The sequence below is a fragment of the Colwellia sp. MT41 genome, from assembly GCF_001444365.1.
GTDB lineage: Bacteria > Pseudomonadota > Gammaproteobacteria > Enterobacterales > Alteromonadaceae > Colwellia > Colwellia marinimaniae.
On record NZ_CP013145.1, the window covers coordinates 3,377,664 to 3,399,303 of the forward strand.

Annotated in this window: 19 protein-coding genes; 14 read left to right on the plus strand and 5 right to left on the minus strand. The window is 39.7% G+C overall.

Features of this window, described 5'->3' with window-relative positions:
- Nucleotides 1-12: 12 nt before the first annotated feature.
- Nucleotides 13-2,871, minus strand: a complete 2,859-nt coding sequence (glnE, locus tag CMT41_RS14380) for a bifunctional [glutamate--ammonia ligase]-adenylyl-L-tyrosine phosphorylase/[glutamate--ammonia-ligase] adenylyltransferase (RefSeq protein WP_058027660.1) — start codon at nucleotides 2,869-2,871, stop codon at nucleotides 13-15.
- A 138-nt stretch (nucleotides 2,872-3,009) separates the two neighbouring features.
- On the opposite strand from glnE, the gene CMT41_RS14385 reads away from it, so the two are divergent.
- The 8 genes from CMT41_RS14385 (at nucleotide 3,010) to CMT41_RS14420 (ending at nucleotide 9,634) form a co-directional block, all read left to right on the plus strand.
- Nucleotides 3,010-3,987, plus strand: coding sequence for a hypothetical protein (locus tag CMT41_RS14385; RefSeq protein WP_058028243.1), 978 nt, complete (start codon nucleotides 3,010-3,012; stop codon nucleotides 3,985-3,987).
- Nucleotides 3,988-4,029: 42 nt separating this feature from the next.
- Nucleotides 4,030-4,947, plus strand: coding sequence for a DUF350 domain-containing protein (locus CMT41_RS14390; RefSeq protein WP_057182030.1), 918 nt, complete (start codon nucleotides 4,030-4,032; stop codon nucleotides 4,945-4,947).
- A gap of 112 nt (nucleotides 4,948-5,059) precedes the next feature.
- Complete coding sequence (locus tag CMT41_RS14395) at nucleotides 5,060-6,796, plus strand: polyamine aminopropyltransferase (protein WP_057182034.1); 1,737 nt, start codon at nucleotides 5,060-5,062, stop codon at nucleotides 6,794-6,796.
- 154 nt (nucleotides 6,797-6,950) lie between these two features.
- Complete coding sequence (locus CMT41_RS14400) at nucleotides 6,951-7,364, plus strand: YjfI family protein (protein ID WP_057182036.1); 414 nt, start codon at nucleotides 6,951-6,953, stop codon at nucleotides 7,362-7,364.
- A 53-nt stretch (nucleotides 7,365-7,417) separates the two neighbouring features.
- Complete coding sequence (locus tag CMT41_RS14405) at nucleotides 7,418-8,107, plus strand: PspA/IM30 family protein (RefSeq protein WP_057182038.1); 690 nt, start codon at nucleotides 7,418-7,420, stop codon at nucleotides 8,105-8,107.
- A 135-nt stretch (nucleotides 8,108-8,242) separates the two neighbouring features.
- The gene (locus tag CMT41_RS14410; protein WP_058027661.1) at nucleotides 8,243-8,884 is read left to right on the plus strand and encodes a hypothetical protein; all 642 of its coding nucleotides are present in this window, start codon (nucleotides 8,243-8,245) and stop codon (nucleotides 8,882-8,884) included.
- A gap of 36 nt (nucleotides 8,885-8,920) precedes the next feature.
- Entirely contained in the window at nucleotides 8,921-9,259 is a 339-nt protein-coding gene (locus CMT41_RS14415) for a hypothetical protein (protein WP_057182044.1), read from the plus strand.
- Nucleotides 9,260-9,376: 117 nt separating this feature from the next.
- Nucleotides 9,377-9,634, plus strand: a complete 258-nt coding sequence (locus CMT41_RS14420; RefSeq protein WP_057182046.1) for an Lpp/OprI family alanine-zipper lipoprotein — start codon at nucleotides 9,377-9,379, stop codon at nucleotides 9,632-9,634.
- Nucleotides 9,635-9,724: 90 nt separating this feature from the next.
- On the opposite strand, the gene CMT41_RS14425 is transcribed toward CMT41_RS14420, so the two are convergent.
- Together CMT41_RS14425 and CMT41_RS14430 are read right to left on the minus strand one after the other, a co-directional pair.
- Nucleotides 9,725-10,639, minus strand: a complete 915-nt coding sequence (locus tag CMT41_RS14425; RefSeq protein WP_057182048.1) for a L,D-transpeptidase family protein — start codon at nucleotides 10,637-10,639, stop codon at nucleotides 9,725-9,727.
- Between the two features lie 2 nt (nucleotides 10,640-10,641).
- The gene (locus CMT41_RS14430; protein WP_058028244.1) at nucleotides 10,642-12,294 is read right to left on the minus strand and encodes a CYTH domain-containing protein; all 1,653 of its coding nucleotides are present in this window, start codon (nucleotides 12,292-12,294) and stop codon (nucleotides 10,642-10,644) included.
- 304 nt (nucleotides 12,295-12,598) lie between these two features.
- On the opposite strand from CMT41_RS14430, the gene CMT41_RS14435 reads away from it, so the two are divergent.
- A complete protein-coding gene (locus tag CMT41_RS14435; RefSeq protein WP_058027662.1) occupies nucleotides 12,599-13,204 on the plus strand; it encodes a TIGR04211 family SH3 domain-containing protein in 606 nt (201 codons plus the stop codon).
- A gap of 80 nt (nucleotides 13,205-13,284) precedes the next feature.
- Here the strand turns inward: CMT41_RS14435 and CMT41_RS14440 are convergent, their stop codons facing one another.
- A complete protein-coding gene (locus tag CMT41_RS14440; protein WP_058027663.1) occupies nucleotides 13,285-14,376 on the minus strand; it encodes a glycosyltransferase in 1,092 nt (363 codons plus the stop codon).
- A gap of 52 nt (nucleotides 14,377-14,428) precedes the next feature.
- Nucleotides 14,429-15,568 (minus strand): glycosyltransferase family 1 protein, encoded by a 1,140-nt coding sequence (locus CMT41_RS14445; RefSeq protein WP_157466385.1) that lies wholly within the window; start codon nucleotides 15,566-15,568, stop codon nucleotides 14,429-14,431.
- 204 nt (nucleotides 15,569-15,772) lie between these two features.
- Between CMT41_RS14445 and CMT41_RS14450 the strand changes: the two genes are divergently transcribed.
- From CMT41_RS14450 to CMT41_RS14470, 5 genes are all read left to right on the plus strand, one after another.
- A complete protein-coding gene (locus CMT41_RS14450) occupies nucleotides 15,773-17,326 on the plus strand; it encodes a capsule assembly Wzi family protein (RefSeq protein WP_058027665.1) in 1,554 nt (517 codons plus the stop codon).
- 184 nt (nucleotides 17,327-17,510) lie between these two features.
- Entirely contained in the window at nucleotides 17,511-18,404 is an 894-nt protein-coding gene (locus CMT41_RS14455; RefSeq protein WP_057182063.1) for a glycosyltransferase family 2 protein, read from the plus strand.
- Nucleotides 18,405-18,415: 11 nt separating this feature from the next.
- Nucleotides 18,416-19,531, plus strand: a complete 1,116-nt coding sequence (gene wecB, locus CMT41_RS14460; RefSeq protein WP_057182065.1) for a non-hydrolyzing UDP-N-acetylglucosamine 2-epimerase — start codon at nucleotides 18,416-18,418, stop codon at nucleotides 19,529-19,531.
- A gap of 72 nt (nucleotides 19,532-19,603) precedes the next feature.
- Nucleotides 19,604-20,527, plus strand: a complete 924-nt coding sequence (locus CMT41_RS14465; protein ID WP_057182067.1) for a glycosyltransferase family A protein — start codon at nucleotides 19,604-19,606, stop codon at nucleotides 20,525-20,527.
- 87 nt (nucleotides 20,528-20,614) lie between these two features.
- Nucleotides 20,615-21,253 carry a hypothetical protein gene (locus CMT41_RS14470; RefSeq protein ID WP_057182069.1) on the plus strand — a complete coding sequence of 213 codons (639 nt, stop codon included), beginning with the start codon at nucleotides 20,615-20,617 and terminating at the stop codon, nucleotides 21,251-21,253.
- Nucleotides 21,254-21,640: the final 387 nt, after the last annotated feature.

The window sequence follows — 21,640 nt, forward strand, 5'->3', positions numbered from 1 at the left end:
CCTTGTTATTCATTAATCAATTAAGCGTTTTTGCCAAATATCTACCATAGCACCTTGCCCAACTAGGTTTTCCCGAGGAACTAATGGCTCGGCATTTTGCATCGTTGCTTGATGCCCCAACGCCCTTAATTTTTGATACATATTACTCAGCTGCTGTTGTTCGGTTTTTGCCAACAAGCCTAATGTTAATAATATTTTAAATATGCCTAAATTATCACTAACAAGCATCAACTCACGGTATTGTTTAGCGTAGGCAAGCACAAAAAATTGGGCTATAAATTCAATATCGACCAGGCCGCCCCTGCCCTGCTTAATATCAAACTGTACATCGGTCGATTTATCCAGATGGCTGCGCATTTTTTCCCGCATGTTAGTAATATCGTTTTTTAGCTCAGTAAATGCTCTTGGCTTTGATAAAACATCTTGTCGAATAGCGATAAATTGTTGCTGAAGATCATCATTACCAAAAATCATTCGCGCTCTTACTAGGGCTTGATGTTCCCAAGTCCAAGCATCTTCATCTTGATATTGGGCAAAGGTCGTTAGATGTACCACCAGCACCCCTGAATTACCCGACGGCCTTAAGCGCATATCCAACTCATATAATATGCCGCTATTCATACGGGTATTAAAAAGATGCATGATGCGTTGTGCTAATTTCATATAAAATTGGCTTGCTGGTACCGATTTACTGCCGTCTGCCCTGCCACTGGTGACTTCATCAGGGTTACTATGATGAACAAAAACTAAATCCAGGTCTGAGCTATAGCCGAGCTCTACGCCACCGGTTTTGCCATAAGCAATAACGCCAAAGCCTTTGCCCTTAGCACCATCTAAGCAGGTGGTCGGTTCACCAAAACGTTCACTGATCTGTTGCCAAGCAAGGTTTATCACCTCGGCTATAATGGCCTCGGCTAAAGCGGTTAAATGTTCGCTAATTTGAGCCACAGGTAATACATCAGCAATTTCAGCCGCAGCAATACGTAATTGTTGTGATTGCTTAAATTGACGTAAAGACTCCATTTGCGCTTCAAGGTCTTCCTCTGGGATACGTAGCATGCGTTCACGCAACTCTACTGCATAAGCACCAAGCTGTGGCGGGTTATGCAGTAACTCGGGATCAATAAGCTCATCCAGTAATATCGGGTATTTAGCAATATAATCTGTCACCCAACTACTTGCTTGGCATAAGTGAATCAGTTGCTTTAGAGCGCCGTCATTTTCAAAAAGTAATTCCAAATAAGCAGTACGTGTCACTATTTTACTAAAAACTTGCAATACTCGCGCTAATACCTGCTCGGCCTCGTTTTTCTTTTGCAGTCGACATAAAAGTAACGGGATTAACTTATCTAAAACCTGTCGGCCACGAGTACCTAAACTGCGCTTACCGATATCCTCGCGAAAATGGTGTAATACTTGCCAAATTTTATCACTTTGCCACTCAAGACCTTCTTGTTCCAACCAAGCAATAGACTCTTCATCACTCCAGCGGCTATGCCAAAGTGTCACCCAATGTTCATCGGGCGCTTGATGATTAGGACTATCAAAGCCAATCAGTTGCTCAAATTCTTGATGAACACCCTCCATATGCTTAGCTAAAATTCTTAAGAAATCAGCCCAATTAGCAAGGCGAAGTACGGCTAATAACCGCTGTTGATCTAGTTCATTATCCGGTAAAGTTTGTGTTTGTTTATCGGCTATTGCTTGAATAATATTTTCTACTCGCCGTAAAAAACGATAAGCCTGTTCGAGTACTTGTTTACTGCTAGCATTTATTTCCCCTGACTGCACCAGTTTCGGTAGCACAGTGAGCAAACTGCGTTGCTGTAATTCCTTTACTCTTCCGCCACGAATTAGTTGAAAAACTTGCACGATAAATTCAATTTCGCGAATGCCGCCCGCCCCTAATTTAATATTATTGATTAGCTGCTTGCGACGAACTTCTTGGGCAATCATCATTTTCATGCGGCGCAAACTGTCTATAACACTAAAATCAATATAGCGACGATAGACAAAGGGCCTGAGCATGCTTGATAATTGTTGATGATATTTAGACTGACCAATAAGTCGGGCCTTTAACATGGCGTAACGCTCCCAATCACGCCCTTGCTCTTGGTAGTAATCTTCCATGGCGTTAAACGTCAATACCAGCGGGCCACTATCGCCAAAAGGGCGTAAGCGCATGTCCACGCGGTAGACAAAACCATCACAAGTGACCTGATGTAATGAAGCAATTAGCTTTTGCGCTAAGCGAGTGAAAAATTGCTGGTTATCGATACTGCGACGACAACCCTGGGTGACACCACATTCAGGGTAAGTAAAAATAAGGTCGATATCAGAGGAGAAATTTAGCTCTTTGCCACCAAGTTTACCCATACCATAAACCAGTAAAATCTGCTGTTCGCCCTGCTCATTAGTAGGTTTGCCCCACTTTTTCTGACAAAAATCACTGAGCCAAGCTAAGCTCGCTAAGATAAGTTCGTCGGCTAGCGATGACAGTCTCGCTAACGAGGTATCTAAACTAATATTAAAAACCAAGTCATCAATGGCTATCTTGACCATTTGCTGTAAACGAAAGCGTCTCAGTATTCGGTGTAGTTGCACCTCATCAATACAGTCGGCTAATTGTTCAAGCAAAAGTTTTTTATAGTCCGGTAATATTTCTTTACTGGCTGATTTAAACAACTCAATAACAAGCTCAGGGGCTTGTAAAGCACTGGCAAGAATATAGTCACTTAAGGTTATCGCTTGTTTAAAAACGCTAAGTTGCTCTGTGCTTAACTCGTCACATACATTACTGTGTTGTTCAACAAAGTGTTGCCAACTTGTTGTTTGTTGTTGCATTAACAGAGCAGAAAAGGATAAGGTCACAAGAATTCCTATATAAGCAGCGTTGCCTATAGACATAATATGTCGTTAATGGTATTAATTGACACTTGCCTATGACTTGTCGCTAAAATTAATTAACTATTTCGATAACATAGCATTTTTGAGGAGATGATGGCAGAAATGCACTTACTAAAAACACCTTTTTTATTGCTCTTGATCATAATTACCAGCCTTAGCCTTTTTGGTTGTGGCGACCCTGTGAAAGCGCAAATTGAACAACAACTACCTATCACCGAACAAAGAGTATCTCAATTAGGTGATGCCTTAAGTAATGGTCACATTCGTAATGCCAACTTAATCAACCAATATGCTAATAAAGTCATGATTAATAAAGCCAGTTTAGCGCCATTAATTAACGAGTTTCGCAAAGATGCTTCTATCGACGGCCCTATGTATAAGGCACTTTTAGATAGAGTGAATACAGCCAAGACGCAACCACAAATGTTTGATTCTTCGCAAGCGCTTTATAATGAATTGCTTAATATTTACCAAGCAGCAGATCCTGTGCTTTTCTCTGACGCCCTCAGTGATCCGCTCAATGTTTTGGCCGATATGTCAGATGGCCAGTTACCTCGCATTAATTCGCTATCAAAAGCACAAAGCCAACGCGCCAATAATGCCCAAGATTTTGGCACTGGCGAGCAATTAATTGGTAACCCTAGTTATGGCAACTGGCAAACCGGCAGTAATGGTATGTCCTTTTGGGCTTGGTATGGCATGTATTCAATGGTCGGCAATATATTTGGCGGCCGCACTTATTATAACGATTGGGGTAGAAATCGTAATTATAGTTATTACAATGACTATGGTAGAACACGCTACAGCTCACCTGGGCAATTAAAAAAACAAACGGCACTCGATACTCGCACGAAGAAATCCTTTAGTCGTCGCGGACAAAAATTCACCAGCCCTTACAGTAAGAACCGCGTTGGCTCTTCTAGTTTATCAAGCCAGAGTAAAACCGCACAAAACAGTGCCAACCGCTTTCGCACTAATGCTGTTAAGAAAAGTAGTTATGCCAGCAAGTCGAAAAGTAAAAACTCAAGTTTTAGAAATTCAAGAACCAACACCTCACGCGGCTTTAGACGCGGGAAATAGTGAATAAGTCATGAATCAAAAAAGAATAGGAACAGCAAAATTATGAACACATTCATCGAGCTCGTTGGTGTTAGCTTTAATAATATTAGCCCAGATTTATTTATTTATTTAGCCATCGACGTTTCCATTGCCATCTTGTTATTAGGCGCTATGCGCTTCCTTTTAGGGGTTAGCGCGAAGGTTAATAGTACCGAAGAATTAGCCAAAGAAGACAATTTCGCCTTTGGTGTCAGTGTTGCGGGTAGTGTATTAGCCCTTGGTATTGTCCTTACTGGAGCTATTACCGGGGAAGCGGCAAGTAGCTATGCTATGGAAGCCATCGGCATGTTGGCATACGGCGGCTATGGCTTAATACTGATAAAAGTGGGCCGTATTATCCATGATAAAGTGGCGTTACAACATATAGATAAAAATGCCTTAATTCTTGAAAAAAACCTCAGTATCGGCATTATTGACGCCGCTGGCGCCATCGCTACCGCCATCATTATTCGCTCGGTCTTACTCTGGGTTGATGGCTTAGACCTAAGTACTTTTATTGCCATTACCAGCGGCTTTATTGTCGCACAAACCATGTTAGTTATGGTCACCCGACTTAGGGAGAAGCAATACGCGAAAAACAACCAAGAAGATTGTTTACAAGAAGCCTTAAGTAATGGTCAGGTTGCCCTAGCAATTCGTTATAGTGGCCAAGTGATCAGCACAGCATTAGCGGTAACCGCGGCCAGTCATTTTCTTATCTATAGCCCAGAAACCTTAGTAGTTAATTTACTTGGTTGGTTAGTATTTGGCGTAGTAATGACCCTACTGGTGGCACTACTTACCGCTATAGCTAAACATATTGTCCTTTGGGGCATTGATTTAGTTGAAGAAGTTGATCAACAACATAATATCGGTGTTGCCAGCATTGAGATGGCGACCAGTATTGCTATAGCGTTAATTTTAACAGCATTAATGGCATAACGAACAAAAAAATACCGCCAGCTTTACTACGCAGAGTTGGCGGTAACAATTAACACTACGCACATCACACGTTAATTAATTCCTTCCTTAAGAATAACTAATACTAACCACTATGTCACAAAGCTCTTTACCTCAAAACCCTTTACCTCAAGACTCTTTACCTCAAGGAAAGTCCCACCTACTCGACGATACCCTACTTATTTTAACCATGGCGGTGTTAGCTGGTTGTGGCCTAATTTATGAATATTTACTTTCTCATTACGCTGGTCGAGTGTTAGGCGTGATGGAAAGCACTATCTATACCATGATCGGCTTAATGATCGTTTCTATGGGGCTTGGTGCATTTGCGGCACGTAAAGTCCGCTGTGCTTTTAATGGCTTTGTCTGGCTTGAACTCATTATTGCCTTACTAGGTAGTTGCGCTATTTTAGTCATTGGCGGCTTAATTGCTATTACGCAAATATTTCCAGAGCTTATTGCCGACATGTTATCTCTGCCACCCGATATGAAACCTCAAGGTGGCATTTTTAAACAATTGAGTTGGCTTGCCTTTAATAGTCCTTATTTCTTCGGCATGCTGCTGGGCTTCTTTATTGGTATGGAGATCCCCCTAATTGCCCGTATTCGTGAGCAGATCCATCAGCAACATCTGGCCAATAACTTAGGCACAATTTATGGCGCAGATTACGTTGGGGCCGGTATTGGCGCAGCTATCTGGGTGATCTTTTTACTGAGTATTGATATCAGTAAGGCCGCAGCAATAACCGCTAGCCTAAACCTTATTGCCGGTGGTTTTTTTATTCTGCGCTATTGGCGGCGATTACATTGGCGTAAAACCTTTGTGGCTTTACATTGCCTATTGGCTTTGGTGATTATTTTAATGTTCAACTATGGTAATCAATGGCTCAATCAAATGAATAGTTTGCTCTACCTGGATAAGGTGGTGCATACCGATAAAACTCGCTTCCAACAGTTAACCTTTACTGAGCGCCATATGGGGCTTGAGCAAGATAATATTATCAATTTTTACCTAAATGGCCGCTTACAGTTTTCTTCAATTGATGAACATATCTATCATGATTATCTCGTTGCGCCAGTGATGGCGGCATCCGCACGAAACGAAAATATTCTCATCATAGGTGGCGGTGACGGTTTAGCCTTAAGAGATGTGTTAAAATACCAACCAAAATCAGTGACCTTAATCGATTTAGACAGTGAGCTAATTGATATTTTCCAACAGCCAGAGCAGCATGTAAATCCACGTTTAGCTCGGCAAATATTGCAGTTAAACCAAAAAAGTTTACAAGATAAACGTGTCACTATTTATCGCGCTGATGCTTTTATTGCTATCAATAAATTAATAAAAGACCGACAGGTCTTTGATGCCATCATTGTTGATTTACCCGACCCAAGCCACCCAGACCTAAATAAACTCTATTCGGTTAATTTCTACGCTCGGCTTAATTTATTGCTGGCTGGCGATGGTTTAATCGCTATCCAATCAACCAGCCCCTATCATGCTAAAGACTCGTTCATTGCTATTGGTAAGACAGTGGCTGCGGCTAAGTTTGTCCATGTTCAGCAATATCATGACAATGTGCCCAGCTTTGGTGAGTGGGGTTGGACCATAGCCGCAAAAAATGGTGCTAGCCCATTAACCCGATTAAACAAACTAAAGCAGCTACCAATTAACCATCAATGGTTAAATTTAGCTATATTAAAAGCGGCTTTTATTTTCCCTAATAATTTCTACCAAAACAAAGCAGATATTGGCATTAATATATTGGGTAGCCATACCATTTATCAGTTACATCAAAAGGCTTGGCAAGATCAACAAGGCTTAAATTAACCTTTAAAGCCAGATGATGACTAACGAATAATACCAAACAGTAACAATTACTTTATAAAATACCTTGACATAATATGTCAAGATGTTAAATTTAACCCAGACGACATAATATGTCATCTGGCTTTTTCACTAAAGAAGGAAGGATAGGAAATACATGAATATTCATACTATAGCCGATCACTTAAACAGCTTGGCAGATAATTCAGATACCGGCATGAGCTTTGATTGCCAACCCATATCTGGCGAAGTTGACGTTCTGCAAATTAGTATCTTAGGCCGAGAAGAATTACCTATTTTTGTTTCGGTAACCGAAGATCAAATTATTTGCATTTGTTACTTATGGGGCCTTGATGAAGTTAAACCTGAATCTGTTAATGCTATGCATGAGAGCATGTTAGAAATGAATATCCCTATGCCCTTGACATCATTTTCAAAAATTGGTGATAAATATGTAGTTTTTGGTGCTTTATCTATCAAGTCAAATTTTATTGATGTTGAACATGAGTTAGCGGTATTAAGTAATAATGCCGTAGAAGTTATTGATGATATGAGTGAATACTTGCTTTAGTTAAAAATAAAACAAATCACCTTTAATCATTCCCCCCTAGTTAGGAGTTAATAATGAGTATATTTAAAAAAATTATGACCGCAATTCGCGGCGGTGCATCAGAAGCCGGTGAAGCAATTATCGATGCCAATGCTACCCGTATATTTGAACAAGAAATACGTGATGCCGAAAATCACCTCACCAAAGCAAAACGTGATCTAACCGGTGTTATGGCGGAACAAATGTCAGCAAAACGTGAAGTTGACCGCTTAGGCCGTGAAGTGACTGAACATGAAGGTTATGTAGCACAAGCGCTTGAAAAAGGTGATGAAACATTAGCCCTAGCGGTGGCAGAAAAAATCGCTAACTTAGAAACTACTTTAGCTGATCAACAACAAGCCCACGATAGCTTTAGTGGTAGTGCTGATCGCTTGAAAGACTTAGTTAAGAAAAGTGAACGCCAAGTTGCTGAACATAAACGCCAACTTTCTATGGTTAAAACCACTGAAAGTGTACAAAGAGCGACCGCAGCCATTACCGATAACTTTTCATCAAGCAATTCCAAGTTATTAAGTGCTAAAGATTCTCTAGAGCGCATTAAAGCGAAGCAACAAAAATTCGATGATAGAATGAAGGCTGCTGAACTACTAGAATCTGAAGACTCGGATAGTTCGTTACAAGCACAATTAAAAGCTGCTGGCATTGGTGCACAAGATAAAAGTGCTAATTCAGTATTAGAGCGTTTGAAAGCTAAGAAAAAATAATGTTAAGCGTTAGCTGACGGTAATGAGTTAACCGTGCGCTTAACGCTTTTACATAATAAACAATAGCCAATGGGCACTATTATTTATCGCTACTTAAAGCTTTAGGTGGGTGTCCATTCTACGTTAGGTCTGCAGATGAGTTTTTTAAAAAAAATATTTAACAAATCAAAAAATGAGCCAAGAAAACTAACAGAAGTTAATCAGTTACTTGTTGGCGATATTATTGCTTTAACGGACAGCTTTGCTTTACCCGAATCATTACGTGGGCAAGAGTTGCAAGTGAAAGCCGTTAATAGCTATGAGTTTGAAGACAAGGTACAAACCGAATGGGCTTTGATTGGTACTAACGATCTAGAGATATTTTTATCACTGGCAGTTGATGATATTACTGAGCTTAAATTATCGTTAAAGATTCATCATGATGATGTCGAAACTCTATTTGATTTAGAGCGTTTTGCGGAAATTTTTGATGAACCAGGCCAAGCTTTTTTAGATAGAAAAGCCGATAACGAGCTCACCACAATGTGGAGTAGTGAACAATATCAACAAAGTGTTTTTGCCAAGGTGGGCTATTTTCATCGTAAGGATCATCGCAGTGAAGACTTGTCAGCCTATGAAGGCAAAGACAGTGGTGAGCAATTCGAATTGTATAGCCTCTATAATGAAGATCAAAGCAAAGGTGTTGATGTGGAAGTCTGGCAAGATGGTGATACCGAAGTGTGCTTAACTTTATTTAGACCGCTCAGTGATATAGTGGATATGTACCCGGCAAGTTAAGCGGAAAATCAATCTAAACGTTAAGCGGAAAGTACCATGGCGAGAAAAATACCCGATAAATGGCAGTCATCAGTTAAAGCGATAAAAGCGGTGCAAGTCGCTTTTGATATGGAAGAAAAAATTCAACTATCTATCCGTAAGGAAGCGCTTGATGCAGGTTTAAGTCCGTCTGAACAAATTCGTGATATCTTGGGTTTACCGATAAATAAAAGACCTAAGCGCCCACGTCTCACGGTAAGTCTATCCCCAAGTGACTATCAAATTCTCGCAGAAAAATATCAACTAAGCGCTGAAGACCAGCTGGGAATTAAGAAGAAACTGATGGATGATTTAGTCAGTCATATTAATTCCAACTATTCAGGCGAAAATGAATAGTAAGTTCAAGCTCTAATAGTAACATTCACTCTAAAGATGTAACTGCTTTGTTAGAGCTTTCTTTTGTGCCATACTGCAACGAACAGTAAAAATAATAACTTCACTTGGGATATCATTATGTTAAAAAAAATCACTGCTATTTCTTTAGCCTTAACACTAACGGCTTGTGCAAACACTGAGGCACTTGATGCCAACATTAGCTCACTAACCAGTAAAGTTGCTGCCTTATCAGCCCAAGTTGCCGACTTAGAGGTACAACAGCAATCAATGGCAAGCGATGCTAAAGCCGCTAAATCTGCTGCTGAGCAAGCAGCAAGTGATGCTAAAGCCGCTAACGAACGAATTGATAATGTTGTTGCTTCATATAAGAAGTAATAACAAACATTAGCTTAATAAATAATAAAAAAGCACCTTAACGTTACTGTAACTAACGTTAAGGTGCTTTTTATTGGCACTATTTTACCGTTATTTAGCTAGTTCAACCACTAAACCATGGGGTTTTTCGATGATGGGGAGTAATTGCTGCCAGTACTCACGTGTACTGCCAACAAATCGATGCATTGCCTTGGTTAAAATGACATTATTTTTTGTTACGTCGAGGTCGGTTAACGGTTGATGTATTTCTATTAATTGCTTTTCACCATTTTCATAAGACATTTTTACTGGTTGGTTAATCACCCTCACTTTAGTATTCAATGGTACGTTATCAAAAAGCCATTTAATATCATCATCATACATTCTAATACAACCTGAGCTTGCCCGCATACCTATGCCAAATCGCTGGTTGGAACCATGAATTAGGTATTCGCTGGTGCCTAAGCGTAAGGCATATTTACCAAAAGGGTTATTAGGCCCGGCGGGGACTTCTTTAGCTAAATATTTACCATGTTCGGCAAAGTGACGTTCCTGCATTGCTTGTGTAGGTCGCCAGATAGGATCTTTTCTCTTTTCGCCAATAACAGTACTCGTTAATGGTGTTGATAAGCCCTGCCTACCTATGCCCACGGGAAATACATGTACTTTATTTTCTTGCGGTGAAAAATAATACAAGCGTAATTCCGGTAAATTGATCACGATACCTTGACGAGTAATAAAGGGTAATAACATTTCACTAGGAATAACGAGCTGCGCACCAATTTTAAGTAAAAATGGGTCGTGCTGCGGATTAGCCGCCAGTAAGGCTAAAAAGCCGACATTATATTGCTCGGCCAGTTGCTGGAAATAATCACCTTTGACCACAGTGTGCATGGTGTTTTTACCAATAAGGCGCTTGTTGACACTGCCCAGATCATAAACGGTTGCCATTAACGGCTGAGTAAATAGCAGTAAAATAGTAAGGCTTAGGGAAATATAAGGTGATTTTTTATTTTTTACCATCATGTCTATGGCCAATATGGTTGCATTGTTAAGGCTTTAGCGCGAGATTGATCTAGTGCAGTAATTAAATTTTCACTCTTGTTTGTTAACCAAGCCAGTAATTTTATCTCTGGCTTAGGCAACTGGACTAATTGTTGCTGTAATAACTGCAAAGATTGTAATTCGCTAATACCCTGCTTAATATCAAGCCAAGGCATACTGAATCTTTTAACCATATTACTCTGTGGCTCAGCGAATAAGCAACTAAACCAACTTGTGGTTAATAGTGAACGAATCAACAAGCTGTGCGCGGTTAAATATAACTCGGTAGATGAAAGCTGTTGTGGTTTTTGTAATTTAGCTAGCTCATCAGTTAGCAACTTAGTGCTATTGCTTAAGTGTTTAGCGGCAAACTCAAATAATGACACTGACTGTTGAGTTTTAACCATCTTAGCCGCCTTACTTTCAAGTAATAAAGACAATAAGTCTAATTGCAAATTATTAAAGCGTTCGCTATGCAATAGCGCCAATACTTGCGCCTCATCTGGGTAACGCTGTTGAGCCAATTGTAATTTAGTTATCAATTCTTGGTTTACCGACGCGGCCTTTTGAGATGAACTTTGCTTGTTAGTTAAGGCTTGAATATAACGGGCATTATCGACCCAGTGAATGGTGCGAATAAAATAACTTAGTTCACTGCGGAGTGCTTGCGGAGCAAGCGATAAATGCTCACCCGGCAATTTTTCATCTGCTGATTTCTGCTCGGTAAAGAGCTCATTAAAAAGCCAAAACCCTTGTCTAAGTAGAGCAAGTAATTCACTTATTTTACCCAATTTAGTCAGTGATGGCGCATCAACATAGCTATCCACACCGAGTTGTAACTGAGTGAGAGCATACTCTATGCCTTGATTAAAGGCACTATCTAGGCTGCTATCTTGTGAAAAATCGATCATCGTCAGTGCGATTGGCTCAACAATAGTGTCATCCATAACAGCGTTATTTTCAAGATTAGGGCCAGCGGAAATACTCTCATGATATAAGGCATAACCACGAGCTGCTTTGGTTAACTGCCCGGGTCGTAGCGCTAATTGACTAAATAACAGCTTAGTTAAGACAAATAGTGCCTGAGTATCGCCACTCACCAACTCTAACTCGATTTCATAAATACGTGGTTTATTAGCATGACCCTGACAAGCAATCTCACCACAATCAAGGGCAATTTCCACGATGGCATGCTCTAAAGTAACCAACCAAGTATAACGGGTAAAGTGAGTTGAAAAAAGTTCCATAACCTCTTGCTGTAATTGCTTAATATCTGAGTCTGGCCGCCAAAGTGTCGCGGGAAATAAGGCAAGAATAGGTTTACCATCCTCAATATCAACATTGTATTCAGGCCTTTGATGTAGACCGGCAATGACAGAGCCTGATGTTTTGATGGTTTGTTCAAAACGTTGTTCTTTACCCTGACATTTAGTGCCTCGGGTACGTAAGGCTATTTTTTGTTGGCGTAGTGTCAAACTCGGGGTGTCGAAATAGTGATTGCTTAACTGCATATCTTGCTGGACAAAGACTAGGTTATGCTCAGCGAGTAATTGGCATATAGTGGCTTTTATCTGCTTTACTGGTGCCAGCTCGTTATTTTCGAGCAAGGAGTATTTTAATTCTATTTCGGTAACCATTATCATCCAATTAAGTATTTAGCTATAACTTAACCAGCATACCGTTAGTGCATCAATATGCCAATAGCGAGTTTGCCTTAATGATTATAAAGCCATAGAAGATAGCAACTATCCTACCAGGAGTTCATCGTTATTTTATCGTCTGGTGATTAAACTTACTTATTAACTTGCCAATACAAAAATCAAAGCTGCTTAAGGTTTGAGCTGATATTTGCGCATAATGAAATCATTCTTAGCTTGCCATCAAAGCGGCAAACACATAATATCTTGTCTTACTTGATTTAATTACTACATTGGTTTCTCTATGAATAACGTTATTAACGTCATAGCAGTTATTGCTATCACTTTATCTAGCTCACTTTTTTCATCTGCTCAGGCGGCAGAAAACAATTACAAGCTGGGCTATATCTCTGATGAATTATTCATATATATGCATGCAGGCCCTGGCACAAATTATAGAATTTTAGGCACTATTATCGCCGGTGCCAAAATAGAAATTACCGGTGCTGAAGATAATGGTTATAGTGAAATTATAGATAATAAGAATCGCGCTACCTGGGTGGAAAGTAAATATATAACTACACAAGCAGGACTTCGCTTTGTGGTAACTGAGCTCAAGGAAAAAATAGCTACTAGCAGTGACTTCACCAGCCAACTTGATGGTGCAGTAAATGAACTAAAAAACAAAGTAAACCTATTAACTAATGATAAGAAAAAACTTTCCGCAGAGCTTAAGCAGTTAACACAGACATTGACAAAAACACGCACAAAGATTAAAGATCAAGATATTAATATTAAAAAGCAATGGTTCTTCAATGGCGCATTGGTATTAGGCATAGGTTTGATTTTAGGTTTGATTTTACCAAAACTATTCACTCGCCGCCGTGGCGCTATGGATAATTGGTCATAACAGTTTTTTATTAATACTTAGAGCTGACTACCTTAGTGATTAATTCGCTAAGGTAGTCGCTGTTAATCAACAATTGCTATTTACTCTGCTAGGCTTAAATATTGTCGAGCAATTTGACTTGCACTAACCTTAGTCAAAATGTCAGCAGCGCTTAAATCAAGCTCACTATTTAATACCTTATTGATTGCTGCTGCTAGTGCTTTAGGATCTCGCCTAGGCACTAAATAATCACTTAACTGCCCGGTTAATATTTCATCTGGTCCATGTTGGCAGGCTGTACTGACCACTTTGGTATCTACGGCAAGTGCTTCTAATAGCACCGTTGGCAACCCCTCATAATCCGAGCTAAGTACCAAGGCTTGGGCATGTTTTATCCAGTTATAAGCATTCGCTTGAAAGCCAGGTAAAATAATACGCTCAGCTACGCCATACTTCACCGCCAGCTTAAGCGCCTTCTCGGGCTTATTACATAATAAAACTAATTTAACGTCTTTACTAACGAGAGCAAAGGCGGCAAATAAAATGTCATGACGCTTTTGTTTAGCTAAGCGGCCAACATGAATAATGTAGGGTTCCTTGGGTATAGCGCTATCGGCGATTAATGCTTTTTGCTGAATATCTTTAATATCAAACGGGTTATAAATAGTCGTTATAGTTTTAGGGTAAATGACTAGCCCTTGAGATATTTCCTGCTCTATGCCCTTGGACACCGTAATTAAATGCTGGTCAGAAAGATTTTTTTTAGATTTAAGTAAGTACCAATAAGCGAAAGGACCTAATTTTTTTTGTCGCTGCAGTTCTTCCTCAACACTATTATGAATAATATAATAGACTGAGCAAATACAGCTGTTGACGAGTAAGTTATTACTACGTTCTAAATTAGATAACACTAGATCAAAAGGCTTACCTTGTTGCTGTTCACGGCCACTAAACCAGGCTTCGAGTTTGATTATACTGGCTTTTATCTGCCAAAATCTGTCTACTTTTGAGGCTTTATGGTCAAACAAATAACAAACATTAATGCCATTAGGGATGGTATAATCGCAGCGATTACTTAATGATAAAATGGTGACGCTATGGCCTTGGCTAACCATTTCGGTGGCTAAACTAATCATCACCCGTTCTGCGCCACCGCCCGTTAGTCCATCTATTACTATGGCAATATTTTTCATTTAATTATCATCCTGAACATTCATTTTGTAACACTTCTTGCTGAGTCTTTTGCTAATTACTGCTGTGCTGAACATCACTTGCATTATCAAGCGTAAATAACGCCGCGATATCATCGACAATTATATCTAACGCCTTTACTGGCGCAAGTTGTGCCATATTACCGAGCAGGGTTTGACGCTGTTTTTTTTCAATGAGTCGCTGTGCTTGTTGCACTAAGCTAGCTGGGGTTGCTTCAGCCACAAGTACTAATTGTTTATGCTGACATAACTTTAACCGCGCTGGCTGATCCGGCGATATCGGTGCCGCGACACAGGCTTTATGCAAGGCAATACATTGCAACAAGGTATCACCGGCACTGATAACACAAGCTTGCGCGTTTACTATCAAGGAGATAAAGTCCTTATTATTAATACTTTTCAGACAAATGATATCGTCATCTTCTGGCAGCTCTTTAGGATAGTTATCACCGAAAATAACCAGGCATTTAATTTCACTTTGCCGAGAAAAAGCCAGCGCTGCTTGATAATAGATATCTGCAGCAAGTTCCCCTGCCACTAGGTGCCCGCCAGAGCCGGCATTAAAAATAAAATATTGCTCTTTAACAAAACCATATCGTGCCAGTAACTGGTTTTGATAATCGACACTGCTCACTTCAAAAACCGGGCCTATGTTCTTAGGGGCAGGTTTATTAAACAAAGATAGCTTAGTGCGTTGCCAATAACTTATCGGTTTTATACAAAAGTCAGGTTGTGCGACCCAGTGAATATCGGTATTGAATAAACGGTTTAATTTCAAACCACGACTGCGTTTTTTATCATGCTGGGAGATAAAGGCGACTTTTGCGCCAACCGCTTGTGCTTGTTTAAATTGCTTAGCTCGTCCCGAGGCATCAAATAGCACTAAATCAGGCTTAATATTAGTAATAATAGTATTAACTCTTGTTACATCTTTGGTAGGAGATCCCTGACAAGCATGAACGATATAAGGACAATCGTTAAAATAGGCAACTTGCTCATTTAAAATAAAATGGATATTAATATTAGGCCAGCGCAACTGCAGTGCCTTAGCAATAATCATTGAGCGCATGTATTCACCTATACCCGAAGGTGAAGAGACAGGAATAAATAATACGCAGTTAGGCTTCATGAAAACATCAGACATAGAGTGAATAGGTGGAATAAAAACAAACATAATACCTGAAAAGTGTGCCTACTCTAATAGCAATTGCGACTTTTTTGTTACTTGCTTTAAACAGTGGATGAGTTCACTGGTCAACACTGCTACAATCGGCAAAATTTTTACTATCGCTGTCTTTTGATATTCTGGTGGTAGTTTTCTATTGTTTTTTATTATTCATTATTATTGTTAGTGTACTGCACTCTTTAGGACGTTTTCATGTTGTTAAAGCCTAGCTTAGCCTTTATTTCCTTATTTTTCTTAAATGCGAGCTTTGCCGCACCTTGGGTAGAGCCAGATGATCTCGCTTTAAGAAATGATATTCAACTACTTGCTGATATCGGCTTGATTACCGCACCGGTAACGACCTATCCGCTGATGTGGAATGCCATTAAAGATGACATTCTGTCGGCTAATACCGCCTTACTGACTGATGAAGAAATTCAAGCCCTTGCTCATGTACGCTATAACTATAAATATGCTTCAGGTAAACAAAACATCACCAAGAAAACTATTTACTTAGCCAGCAGTCAAAATCGCTTTACCAGTTATGGTAACGATCATTTTGACCAAGGTAATATCGAGCTTTCCAATGAATTTTTTGTCGGCAACCTAGCCGGTAAAATACAAGTTAATTACCGCCTTGGCTTAGATGATAATCCAGAGCTAAATCAAGGCAGTGATGCCAATCTTGACGGTAGTTACCTTGCCTATAAGTTAGGTAACTGGGTACTCAGTGCAGGGGCGATAGAGCGCTGGTGGGGCCCTGGCATTGATACTAATTTGATTATGACGACAAATTCAAGAGCACTGCCCGCAATGGCTATCACCCGCGATAACTCTGACGCGTTCAAAACCCCTTGGCTCAGCTGGATTGGCCCCTGGACACTTACCGCACAAATGGCGCAATTAGAAGCAAGCCGCTACGTTGCTGATACCATGATGTGGAGCACGCGCGCGACCATTCGTCCACTGCGCGGTTTAGAAATGGGTGTCTCTTGGTCATTGCAGTGGGCCGGTGAAGGTCAACCTAGTTCAATCGGCGATTTTTTGAAAGCAATCACTGGTGGTCAAGAATGTGCTAACGGCAAGCCGACTTGTGATCCAAGTATGCTTTCACAATTAGGTAATCATCTAGCTGGCTATGACATTCGCTGGTCGGATACCGTATTTGATTTACCTTACGCGCTATATTTACAAACCATAGGTGAAGATGGCTCACCTAATTTTGGCTTAATCACCGATAAAGCCGATATGTACGGTATTGAGACTCGCTTTACCCTATTTAATCAGCGCATCATGGCCAACTTAGAATATACCGATACGCAGGTGGCTTGTAACCGTTCAGGTCCAAGCCCTGAGCTTAATTGCTTTTATGAACATAATACTTATAAATCAGGCTATCGATATTATCATCGCACTATCGGCTCAACTTATGATAATGATGCGCAAACTCTTGTTGCTACTTTTCTAATCCAAACAAAAGCAGGCAATAGCTGGCAATTGAAATTTAGAAAAGCGCAACTAAATACTGACAATAGTGACTGGTATCCTGATGATATAAACATGGGTAACACCGTATCTCAAGTTGCTGAAGACGTATTACAATTTGATGGTCAATATAAATTTATCGCCCTCGATTCACGTTTTACCCTTGGAGTAATAGTAAGCAATTCTAAATTTGCTAATAATGAAGACAGTCTTAGCAGTGAAAGCAGTTATGAAGATGGCACCGAATTTGATGCCTATATAAAATGGGAATACCGATTTTAATCCCTGACAGTAACTTATTACAGACTATCTGATTAGCTGGCTGGCTAGCTGGCTAGCTGGCTAGCAATGGTAACTTAATATATCTTGGCTAAGTAAATAATAGTTAACGGCTAATTTAAAAAATAAAAATGATGATATACTCCATCAATCGATACGTATGAATAACTAAGAAGCCAATAAGCTAATGAAGACCACAACTACTTATGCACCTCGCTGGTATAACACTTATGCCATTCACTTATTCCGCTTAGTTATCACTAGAATTTTACCTGTTTCTTGGTTTAGGACGGCAATTCCTGCAGCTAAAGATCGTAAAGCTGTTGATGGTTTTTTCACGTTAGAGATTGTTAGTCATTGCTGGGGCTATTCAAATATGCTCACTTACCAGCTGAGCTCTTTTGTCAATTACCCACCAACTAAGTGCGCTTTAACGGTTACCGTCTTTTACGCTGTCGAGGATACTAAAAGCCAAGCAGTCTTAGATTTCTTCAATAAGCAAACAGTTAAGAATGTCACTTGGAATTTCCAAGTGCTATCAAAAGGAAAATTGTTTCGACGCGGCATTGGCCGAAATATGGCAGCACGAACCACTAGTGCCGACTGGCTATGGTTTACTGATTGCGACATTATTTTTCATGAAAACTGTTTAGATTCCTTAGCTGAGCAACTACAAGGAAAGCAAGAAAGCTTGTACTACCCTCAGCAAGAACGAACCACAGAAATGTTAGCACAAGACGATCCTATGTTGCGCCAAGATAGCGAACCGCAACTAGTAGATATCGATGCTGATGGTTTTAGTTTACATTCTCGCGATAAAGCCAAAGGCGCGTTTCAAATTGTCCATGGTGATGTTGCTCGCGCTATTGGTTATTGCGAAAAGTTAAAAATGTTTCAAACCGAAGATGACCGTTGGCGTAAAACCTATGAAGATACCGCTTTTAAGTGGTTAATTTCCAGTGAAGGCATCCCACTAGATATCGATGGCGTCTTTCAAATCCGTCACATCCAAAAAGGTCGTTATGCCAAAGACTCTAATATTTCGAGAGTTCGCAGTAAGATTAGACGTTTGCAAGAGTAGGGTTGACGATAATGAAAGTATTAACTGTATTTGGAACTCGACCTGAAGCGATAAAAATGGCACCACTTGTTCATGCACTTGCTGATGACCCACGCTTTGAGTCTAAAGTTTGTGTTACTGCTCAGCACAGAGAAATGTTAGATCAAGTACTCGAACTATTCAAAATAACGCCAGATTTTGATTTAGACCTAATGAAGGCAGGACAAACCTTAAATGATGTTACTGCGGGTATTTTATTAAATCTAAAACCGGTTTTAACCGAATTCAAACCGGATATTGTGCTAGTACATGGTGATACAGCAACTACTTTTGCGGCCACTTTATCCGCTTACTATGAACAAATAGCTGTAGGGCATGTCGAAGCAGGTTTACGTACTCAGAATATCTATTCGCCGTGGCCAGAAGAAGGAAATCGTAAGTTAACAAGCGCTTTAGCAAAATTCCACTTTGCCCCAACTGAAACATCTAAAGAAAATTTACTAATAGAAAACCATGCTGAAGAAAGTATCATTGTTACCGGCAATACTGTTATTGATGCCCTATTAATGGTTCAAGAGCAAATAACACAAGATAGTAAATTAAAAGCAAGTTTAGCGGCTAAATTCACCATGCTTGATAAATCTAAAAAACTTATATTAGTAACAGGACATCGACGTGAAAGTTTTGGCCGTGGTTTTGAAAATATTTGCCAAGCCTTAGCCTTAACGGCAAAGCGATACCCTGAAGCACAAATACTTTATCCTATGCATTTAAATCCAAATGTTAGAGAGCCAGTAAAGCGCTTATTACGAGGTATAGATAATATATTCTTAATCGAACCACAAGAATATTTACCTTTCATTTACTTAATGACCCAAGCTTATATTATCTTAACTGACTCTGGTGGTATTCAAGAAGAAGCGCCTTCCTTAGGCAAGCCAGTACTCGTGATGAGAAATACCACTGAGCGTCCTGAGGCTGTAGCAGCAGGCACAGTTAAATTAGTCGGTACTGATGTTAAGACCATTACTGACAACATAGCTGAGTTAATGGATAACGAACAAACATACAAAAGTATGAGCATTGCCCATAATCCCTACGGGGATGGTAAAGCTTGTCAGAAAATTTTAGATGCCTTGTACAAATAACAAATGTATAAATCATAAACAAATAAAGGCCTAGTTCAGCAGCTAAGTCGAGACTTTTATTGGGTACCTTCTATGTCTTTTAAACAAAAAAAATCCATAAACCAAAAAATAAAATGGTGGTTTAACACCCGTATTGTCGGTTTTTGGCGCATAAAATTTTTAGGAAAAATAAAGAAAAAATTATCGCCAGCGCCAGATACGGTAAAGTTTAATCATGATGCGAGCCCAATGCCTGCCCCAAGCAATGAAGGCATTACGGTAATACTTACCGCCTACAAACGTTCTGAATATTTAGAACAACAAATTGCAGCCCTGCGCGCCCAAACCGTCCCACCTACAGAGATCTGGGTATGGTCAAACCGCAGTGATGATGAATTACGTGATATGTCTAAACTTGCCGATCGTGTTGTCGCTTCAAATAGTAACTTTCTTTTTTGGGGCCGTTTCGCCTTAGCAAATTTAGTTCGTACTAAATATGTTGCTTTTTTTGATGATGATATTTTGCCGCAACCTCGTTGGTTTGAAAACTGTCTGCAAACAATCGCCTCGGGTCATGATGCAATATTAGGTGGCTCTGGCGTTTTATTGCCCATAGAAGGTGGTTACTCAAGTAAACATAAAGCCGGCTGGAACGGTAATCATTACAATAGCCCAGTGCAAGTTGATTTAGTAGGTCATGCTTGGTTTATGAATAAAGCCCATGTGCAATATATGTGGCGAGAAGAGCCGGTATCCTGGGATAACGGTGAAGATATTCACTTAAGTTATATGGCGCTTAAATACGGTGGCATTAAAACTATAGTTCCGCCACACCCTGAAAACGATCAGTCCCTGTGGAGTTGTCGTCCTGATTTTGGTAAGATTGTCGGTCGTCTAAACGTAGCAACATACAAAACTAAAGACCATAAAAACACCCGTAGTGAAATTGTTGATAGTCATACTAAAGATGGTTGGCAGGTTGTTAAGAAGCATAGTGACTATTCGCTACCTAAATAGAAAAACTTCACCGAAGAATTACAGATATTTAATCGTAAACTGCAAAATAATGAGAATTTTTCCCTAGTACGTTTTGGTGATGGAGAAATGGAAGTAATCAACGGTAAAGCTATTGATTTATCTGAAAAATGTAACGGTGAGCACAAGTACAACCCAAACAACAAAAAAGATGAGTTTTACCGGGAAATATTAGAGCAATCATTATTGCATAAAAGCGATTCATACTTTGTTGGTTTACCTTGTCGCTGCTGCGTCGGCGACTCTCACTGTGATAATTTACGTTCACAAGCAAAACAAAGTGACAGCCAACTTACCTGGGCCAACCTCTTCGTTAATGCAAATTACCCTGAATTCTTAGCAAGCACGGTAACTATTTTAAAAGGCAAGACAATCAACATGATTTGCCATGAAAAAGCTGACTTAGCGGGGCTACCTTTTGCAGTTAACGATAGTTTTAGAGTTGGAGCAAACGCATGGAGCCAAAATTACGATGTCATGCTCACTGCAATGACAGCCTACATTGAAAAAAATAACACTGAAAACCAGGTGTTTATATTTTGTGCTGGTGTGCTTAGTAATATGCTCATATTCCAGTTAAACAAAGCTTATCCAAATAATACCTACCTGGATGTTGGCTCAGTGTTTGATGACATGATGGGATTAGGTCAAACAAGAAAGTACCTAAAATGTAGCAAAAAACGCTTGAAGCAAGTATGTGTTTGGTAAAAGATATAACTAACCAAGCAGTATATGAAGCATTAGTAGTGCGTAAGGTGCAACTTAATACCCTTTATTGATTAAACCGACTGCTTTTTACTAAGTTCAATACTTTTTAGGGCTAAATAAAATGTAGTGGAGCCAAAATAAAAAGCTCAGTACGTACTCATCGCCAGCGGCACCTTGCGATTAGTAATGACAACCTTTCATATTTAACTATCATATTACATTTTAGCCATTGACACTGCTAAGCCAAGTGCGCTATTAATAGTGCATTGAATATTTACCTCTTAAAAAGAATATTTATTAGATTTTTGTGAATTTTACACAAACGCTAATAACGAAACTAAAATGACTAAATTGATTACGCACATTAAAACTAACCTCTTGCTCGCA